Genomic DNA, 7,248 nt, shown 5'->3' on the forward strand with positions numbered 1-7,248 from the left:
TTGCCTTGTACCGATCCGGTGCGGTTTGGTGCGGAGGTGTTGCTGGAGGCGATCGACAGTTAATATGCTACAATAAATTTAACTTGAAGATGCAAAGCCATGACACAATCTATTCAAGCAAAAACACTGACACTGCTAGATGTCGAAACCAAATTTAATTTTCAACTTTGTGAAGACGAGCAATTCTTCCGGGAGTGGATTGACGATTTACCAGAAATTACCGATGACAAAAAGCGATCGCTCGACAACGTAAAAGCAGGTTATATCAACAGTGTCAAGTACGCGATGCTGGAAGATACGGTAAAAATGGTGGTACTGGCTCCCTTGCTATTCTTAGCAGATTTTTACTTGACTCCCTTTCACATAGAGGCAGAAAAATCGGTGGAACTGACTATTGAAGATGAAGATATAATTGTCAGGGGCAGCATTGATGTCCTGCTATTGCTGAAATCTTTTTGGGTAGTTGCGATCGAAGCCAAACGCTCTCAATACTCCGTAGAAGCTGGACTTCCCCAGTTACTATTTTATATGCTGAATGACCCCAGTCCAGAACAAGTAACCTTTGGGCTTCTGACAAATGGCAGCAGCTTTCGATTTATCAAAGTTACCAAACAAGATACACCGCAGTATGCCGTGTCTAAACTTTTCGATATTGCGAATCCCGGAAACGAACTTTACGAAGTTTTTCGCATTTTGAAGCGACTAGCTGGTATAATTTCCAGTAACAAGTCTTCTACTTAAATACATAATATGGAACTAGATTCTGAAAGTAACAATAAATTCACTAAAGCTCACTTTGACTTTAACAATTTGCCCCAACTCACCAACCCTTGGCGACAGCTAAATCTGCAAGGAGTAGCTTTAGGTTTGATTCGCTTGCCTGCTGGCGATGGCTACACATTTACTCACAGCCACGCAGAACAAGAAGAAGTTTATATTGTAGTTGAAGGCAAAGGTCTGATGGTGGTAGATAGGGAACTATTGAGACTTGAGGGCGGCGATATTGTGAGAGTTTCTCCCGCAGCAAAGAGCATTAAAAGCTGCTGATAATACAGATTTATTTGTTATATGTACTGGAGGATTAGCCGCTGGTTATCCCAAGCAGCCCAACGCGCGCTATCTGATAGATGATGGAATTCCCGATTATGATGATGTTCCGCCTTGGTATGAGGGAAACCCCGAAATTACCGAGAGAAATGCGCGATTAAAAGAAAGGATGTTGAAAGCTCAAGCCAAACGAGACAGCCAACTGGAATTACAATGAATGAAAGTTCTTTTTCCTTACCCCCAGAATGCAAAATTCGCCAAGCATCGGAGCAAGACATCAAATCAATTAGAAAGTTAGTTTGGAGCGCAAGACTCGATCCGACTCAATTGCGCTGGGAGCAATTTTGGGTTATTGAATGTGATGGGAAATTGGCGGCTTGCGGACAATTGCGGAAGTTTGCGGGCGCGCAAGAGTTGGGTAGTTTGGTGGTGGCGAAGGATTGGCGCGATCGCGGTTTGGGCATTTATCTGACAAAACATTTAATTCAACAGGCTACAGAACCGCTATACTTAGAATGTTTGGGAAAGCGACTCGCATCATTTTATACTCGCTTTGGCTTCGTAGAAGTTTCCGTGCAAGATTTGCCGCAGTCGCTTAAATTCAAGTTCGGTTTGTCTCAGTTAGGTAAAACTTTATTTAGAATTCCGGTAACAATTATGCAGTATCAAGCAAGTTCTTGATAATTATGACTTTTATGAATTTGAGATTCTGAATTTATGAATTGATTTTAACTTCGATCTGTTAAATAATTGCGATTACAGGCTCGGTTCGATCGTTCGGACTTCAGTCCTCATCAGATGAGAGGACTGAAGTCCGAACGATCGAACCTATGAGTCGCGGAGGGGATATATATGGATGTTCCGGATTGACCGATCGACTTTGCGTAAACTCAGGATTCACAGCCTGCGCTAGTCCAGTTGCCGAAATTGGCACAGCTACCAGTCAGATGAGTAGGCTGAAACTATTGATAAATCGTTGTTTCCAGGCTGACGAGTGTCCTGTGCCAGTACCAGACGATAAAAGTGTCAGGGCGATCGCACCAAACACATTCGATTCCTGGGAAATTAGTAAGTGTCAAGCAAACGAGTCACAACCGATTCAAAAAAAGCAACCCCAAAAATAAAACATCTTCACAGCAGCAGTAATGCGGAATCAGCCAAGCAAAGAGTGTAGATAACCACATCTACCCTTGAGGTAAATCCCACCCACGGCTCAACCACTAAATCGTTAATTCAATACCTCGGAATTGCCGAATTTAAACTCCCGCAACCGCTTCTCAAATCCCTCTTACATTTCAAAAATTCTTGGGCTTCGATCCGGATAAAAGAAGGAAAGACAAGAACAATGAAATATCAGGACAATCAATCAATCTCAAGCGAGGAAATGCAGCCTCTAAAATAGCAGAAACCGACAATTACACATCCATTTATTGTAACACAACAGGAGTAAATATTATGTTCAACGTAGTCAAAGCTTTCGGCTCTATCTTCTCCACTCAAGGATACAGCACAGCCAACAATCTGTTAATCAAAAATTACGTCAACACCAACTTTAACTATTTCAACGAAGAAGCAGTCGTCGATGAATCGATTTACCCGAATCAAACAGGTCGCGTCCGATTCCAAGGTAGCTGGTGGCCCGCACGGTGCGATCGCCAAATCACTCTCACACCCGGAGACACGGTTTATGTCATCGGCGTTGACAGCATCACTCTGTTAGTTTCGCTCGTTCCCGCAGACTAAATCAGAGCTTGAAAAATCAGGAAATGCAACCTTTCAAATAGCATACACAGGCGATTAAACTTCGATATATTTTAACACAACAGGAGTCAGGGAAATGTTTAACTTAGCAAAAGCTTTCGGTTCGATTTTTTCTGTTCACAGCTACAGCACAGAAAACAATATGTTAGTGGACAACTACATCAATACCAATTTCAACTACTTTAACGAAGAAGCAGTCGTCGATGAATCGATTTACCCGAATCAAACAGGTCGCGTCCGCTTCCAAGGTAGCTGGTGGCCCGCACGGTGCGATCGCCAAATCACCCTCACACCCGGAGATACTGTTTATGTCATCGGCGTTGACAAAATCACTCTTTTAGTTTCCCTCACACCCGCCGACTAAACCAGAAAGCAATCTAAATTTTTTCACTGTTAGAACCCCGACTTCTTGAAGAAGTCGGGGTTCTGACTATTCTGTTTTTTAGAAATTAGGAGACGGCGCCGTGCCTTTCGTCGTGTCAACTTAAGGTAGAACCAATAGTCCGACAGGGGTTGAAACCCCTGTCTCAAAGCTAAAGTCCTCTAAAGAGGACTGAAGAACTCATTAGTCCTCTTTAGAGGACTTTAGCTATTAGACAGGGAATTAATTCCCTGTCGGACTGGCGGGCTCACTAGCGGACTTGGCGGGCTGACAGCTTCAGTTGACACAAATGGGCAGTCCGTGTCCCTACAATATTATTATCGAATATCGCGCTACAATAAAATAGCATTTTTGAGAGCTTGTTTGTTGGGGCGATCGCCTATTTGAGATTCGCTACTTTCTGGACTTGTTACCGTTGTTTCTGATGCTTTAGCGAGCGGCGGTAATGGTTCGAGCAGTTTCGATTGAGCTTCCGCAATTGCAGGATAATTTTCAGCCCAGGATGAAATCGCTGCTGCAAGGACATCGCTGTCATCGGATAAAGGTTCAATTAGCTGCGCTAGTTCAGTTAATTGTGCCGCCGAAAAGAGATTTCGCTGTTGAGTTAATAGTTCTATCAACGAGTCAATCTTTTGTTCGGGGACTGACATCGATTCGCGTTGGATTTTGTGAATTGTTTGCCGCACAAATTCTACAGACAAATCTAATAATTGTGCGATCGTCTCTAAATTCATTCCAAACGTTATCATCCGACGAATGGCTTCTAACTTTGCTTGCCGCTCACCTTGTTCGAGTCCTTCTTCTAAACCTTCTTGCTTGACTTCCTGATAAAATCGAGTTTGTCTGAGTTCGCTTAAATTCAACATGGCGGCAATTTCCTCGCGGCTTTTTTGGGGGAGTTTGTAGACAATGATTGTTTCGATGAGGTTAATTAAATCGCGTAGAACGATCGGATCGGATAACTGTTGGCGGGCCATTGCGATCGACTGCCGTGCTTGTTCTGCTGCTGTCTCTGCTGGCTCGATTACCAGTTTAACAACTTTCACTCCCAAGGAGCGATCGGCAGTTTCTGGCAATTCATCGAGGTAAATCCGTTGCACCCGCTGACTGGTTAGGAGTTCCTGAAATTGCAGCATCTGTTCGTGTTCGATGCGACGGCTGGGATAGATGACAACCACGCGCCAAGGATTGACGGGTTTGTATTGTCGCAGATAGAGAAAGAGCTCGCCAAAGATGCGGTAGTACAAGTCGGCATCGGGTTGAAACTGAACTTCTGCCAAGTAAAATGGTTTTTCCGGTGCTTCGGTTGTGGGCAGAAATAAGCCATCGATGCGGAATGCCAGTTGTTTGATTTCGCGGGAGGTGAATTCGTAGGCGGTGGCTTCGTCTGGAGGGCGATCGATCAGTTCAAAGAAGAAGCTGGGAAATTCCTGAAACAGGCTGTAGAAAATGGTGTCTGTTTTCATGAGTTGTCGATGCGAATCGAAGATGGGTATTTTACCATCTAAAGACAGAACTATGACGAACCGATCGCCTTGTTGAATTTTTTCGTAAAGGCGATCGGGGACTTCTAGCTTTTATCTATTTCACTCGTCTCATCTTTCTGCAATGCTGTCAAAATTTGAAAGCACAGCTTGAGCAGAAACAGCAGAAATCCTGCGTGGGGATTGAGGCAAGTGGCAACGCCCACCACAGCAAACTCGGTTACTTTGAGCCATTTTTTCTTATTTGAAATCTTCATGTTTGTCATCTTTGTTGAAACTCTCAACAATCTGCCAAATGCAAGATAGGAGGCTGGTTCAGGTCATGTCCAATGGCTTGCAATCTTCTGTCCAAGTTCTGTTCAGGTTCTGTTCAGGTGGCTATAATCATTAAAAGGCTGAAATAGGAACTATGACTGGACAGGTGGGACGATCGCTCAAACTCTCGACTACAGGAATACAAAAAGCAAACGAGTCACTTGCAAACTCATTTGTCACCAAATCCGATCTGGCAGCCCACATCAGCGCTACCCGTGTAAACAAGAAAGGATCTTCTCAAAAAAATACGGTTGGCATTTCTCGGACAACCATTGACGAATTTTTTGATGGCACTCCGAAAAGCGCCAAAGTTTTCAAAGAAATCTGTGCTGCGTTGAAGCTGAAGTGGCAAGAAGTTGCTGATCTGCCGACCGCTCTCAAAGCAACAACGTTGTTAACCAACACCCCAACAGTATCGGGATCAAGCCACACTGGTGATATTGATGCGTTGGTTCAGCAAGTACGATCGCGCCTCCACGATGACATCCAACGCTTGCACAGCACCATGCCGCTTTGGGGGATGGATTGTTGGGTACCGCTGGGTGAGTTGTTTGTGGATGTCAACATTCTGGAGGAACTGAGTAGTAGTCGTAAGTCGGAAATCCATGACTTGTCACAAGATTTCATGAACAATCCCAGCCATCGAGGTTTAGATCGCATTGGCTTGGGTAGGGAACAGGAACGAGTGTCAGGCTTAGAGGTGCTGGCGAAGAATACAAACCTAATGGTGGTGGGCAAACCGGGTTCGGGCAAAACGACATATTTGCAGCGAGGGGTAACGGAGTGTAATGCAGCGAATTTACAAGCGCACCGGATTCCGGTTTTGATTAAACTGCGAAATTTTGTCGAGGATGGACGTGAGGCTTCCTATGCCCTAAAGCCTTATCTAGAGAAGTGTTGGCAGTTATCAGATGCAGAAACCTTACTCAAGCAAGGTCGGGTGCTGGTTCTACTGGATGGCTTGGATGAGGTGACGGGGGAGAATGGGAAGAATATCACCAAGGAAATTAAGAAGTTTGCTCGTGACTATCCGCAGGTGCAAGTAATTGTGACGTGTCGAACGCAGAGTTTTACTGGCGAAATGGACTGGAAATCTCTACGATTTCAGTTTGTGGAGGTGGCGGATTTTAATAAAACGCAGGTGCAATTGTTTTCAGAACATTGGTTTAAGACGGTGATGGGGGATGAGTCAGGAGGATTGGTGAAAGCAGAGGAGTTTTTAAAACAGCTTTTTTTGGAGTCGAATAAGCCGATTCGGGAGCTAACAATTACGCCGATTTTGCTGAGTTTGACCTGTGCGGTGTTTTACAAGACGGGGAAGTTTTACTCGAAGCGATCGAAGCTTTATGAAGAAGGGTTGGAGTTGCTGCTAGAACAGTGGGACAAGTCGCGGGAGATCGATCGGGATGAGATTTATCGTGATTTGTCGGTGGAGCGGAAGCTGGAGTTATTGAGCTTTCTGGCAGTGAAGAAGTTTGAGCAAGAGCAATATGTGCTATTTGAGCAGGCGGAAATTGAGGGATATATTGCGGAGTTTTTGGGGATTGGGCAGCGGGATAGTCGAGCGGTTTTGGAGGCGATGGAAGCACAGCATGGGTTGTTGATTGAGAGGGCACAGAAGGTTTGGTCATTTTCACACCTGACGTTTCAGGAATATTGTACAGCTTACTCCTTTGCAAAGATTCATAGTCGTAACTCAGAAGGCAAAGCAACATTGCAAGCACTAGCTCGTCATGTTAATAAGAAGCAATGGAAAGAAGTATTTTTATTGACTACAGAAATGTTGGACAATTCCAATATTCTAATATTAAACATAGAATCAGTAGTCCAAAATTTAAGCGCAGTGGGTAAACTTACTGCTTGGTTTAACTGGGCAGATTTCTCAACAAATAAAGCAATAGGAGATTTTAAACCTGTTATAAAAAGAGCGGCAGCTATGTATATTGCTTGTGCATTGTCTCCAGATATTATCCATAATATGGCTCTGGGAGACTGTATGGATTACCTTTCAAGATTAATTGATCGCATAGCACATTCTGACGATCTTAATGAGGTATTGAGAAAGTTCGGTACCTTAGGTGGCAATCGCGATCGCCCTAAAAATACAGTAATTTATTTAGCTCAAGAACTTGTGCCTATGATTCATGAATTAAAAATTTTTAGTGCTGTCGATTTTGATAGCTTAAAAAAACATTTTCATATGTTAGAACTTGAAAGGCCCAAGATTGATAGAGTTTACGATCAAGAATCATACAATAT

General features: G+C 43.8%; 8 protein-coding genes. 6 read left to right on the plus strand and 2 right to left on the minus strand.

What is annotated here, in order from left to right; genetic code table 11:
• The first annotated feature begins 99 nt into the window (after positions 1-99).
• The 5 genes from QT974_RS28275 (at position 100) to QT974_RS28295 (ending at position 3,172) form a co-directional block, all read left to right on the plus strand.
• On the plus strand, positions 100-741 hold the full coding sequence (locus QT974_RS28275; RefSeq protein ID WP_333471712.1) for a type I restriction endonuclease: 642 nt from the start codon (positions 100-102) through the stop codon (positions 739-741).
• 9 nt (positions 742-750) lie between these two features.
• Positions 751-1,047 carry a cupin domain-containing protein gene (locus QT974_RS28280; RefSeq protein ID WP_333471713.1) on the plus strand — a complete coding sequence of 99 codons (297 nt, stop codon included), beginning with the start codon at positions 751-753 and terminating at the stop codon, positions 1,045-1,047.
• 213 nt (positions 1,048-1,260) lie between these two features.
• The gene (locus QT974_RS28285) at positions 1,261-1,728 is read left to right on the plus strand and encodes a GNAT family N-acetyltransferase (protein WP_333471714.1); all 468 of its coding nucleotides are present in this window, start codon (positions 1,261-1,263) and stop codon (positions 1,726-1,728) included.
• Between the two features lie 774 nt (positions 1,729-2,502).
• Entirely contained in the window at positions 2,503-2,790 is a 288-nt protein-coding gene (locus tag QT974_RS28290; RefSeq protein WP_333471715.1) for an NfeD family protein, read from the plus strand.
• A 94-nt stretch (positions 2,791-2,884) separates the two neighbouring features.
• Complete coding sequence (locus QT974_RS28295) at positions 2,885-3,172, plus strand: NfeD family protein (protein ID WP_333471716.1); 288 nt, start codon at positions 2,885-2,887, stop codon at positions 3,170-3,172.
• Between the two features lie 350 nt (positions 3,173-3,522).
• On the opposite strand, the gene QT974_RS28300 is transcribed toward QT974_RS28295, so the two are convergent.
• Entirely contained in the window at positions 3,523-4,656 is a 1,134-nt protein-coding gene (locus QT974_RS28300) for an Rpn family recombination-promoting nuclease/putative transposase (protein ID WP_333471717.1), read from the minus strand.
• 104 nt (positions 4,657-4,760) lie between these two features.
• On the minus strand, positions 4,761-4,931 hold the full coding sequence (locus QT974_RS28305; RefSeq protein ID WP_293297865.1) for a hypothetical protein: 171 nt from the start codon (positions 4,929-4,931) through the stop codon (positions 4,761-4,763).
• Positions 4,932-5,083: 152 nt separating this feature from the next.
• Between QT974_RS28305 and QT974_RS28310 the strand changes: the two genes are divergently transcribed.
• On the plus strand, positions 5,084-7,248 hold a 2,165-nt coding region (locus tag QT974_RS28310), incomplete at its 3' end, for an NACHT domain-containing protein (protein WP_333471718.1).

This window comes from Microcoleus sp. BM001215392 (genome assembly GCF_036700185.1).
Classification (GTDB): domain Bacteria; phylum Cyanobacteriota; class Cyanobacteriia; order Cyanobacteriales; family Microcoleaceae; genus Microcoleus.

Coding starts and splice junctions, on each gene's coding strand:
- QT974_RS28305 (WP_293297865.1), bottom strand. CDS start 4,931: ATGAAGATTTCAAATAAGAAAAAATGGCTCAAAGTAACCGAGTTTGCT.
- QT974_RS28280 (WP_333471713.1), top strand. CDS start 751: ATGGAACTAGATTCTGAAAGTAACAATAAATTCACTAAAGCTCACTTT.
- QT974_RS28275 (WP_333471712.1), top strand. CDS start 100: ATGACACAATCTATTCAAGCAAAAACACTGACACTGCTAGATGTCGAA.
- QT974_RS28290 (WP_333471715.1), top strand. CDS start 2,503: ATGTTCAACGTAGTCAAAGCTTTCGGCTCTATCTTCTCCACTCAAGGA.
- QT974_RS28300 (WP_333471717.1), bottom strand. CDS start 4,656: ATGAAAACAGACACCATTTTCTACAGCCTGTTTCAGGAATTTCCCAGC.
- QT974_RS28295 (WP_333471716.1), top strand. CDS start 2,885: ATGTTTAACTTAGCAAAAGCTTTCGGTTCGATTTTTTCTGTTCACAGC.
- QT974_RS28285 (WP_333471714.1), top strand. CDS start 1,261: ATGAATGAAAGTTCTTTTTCCTTACCCCCAGAATGCAAAATTCGCCAA.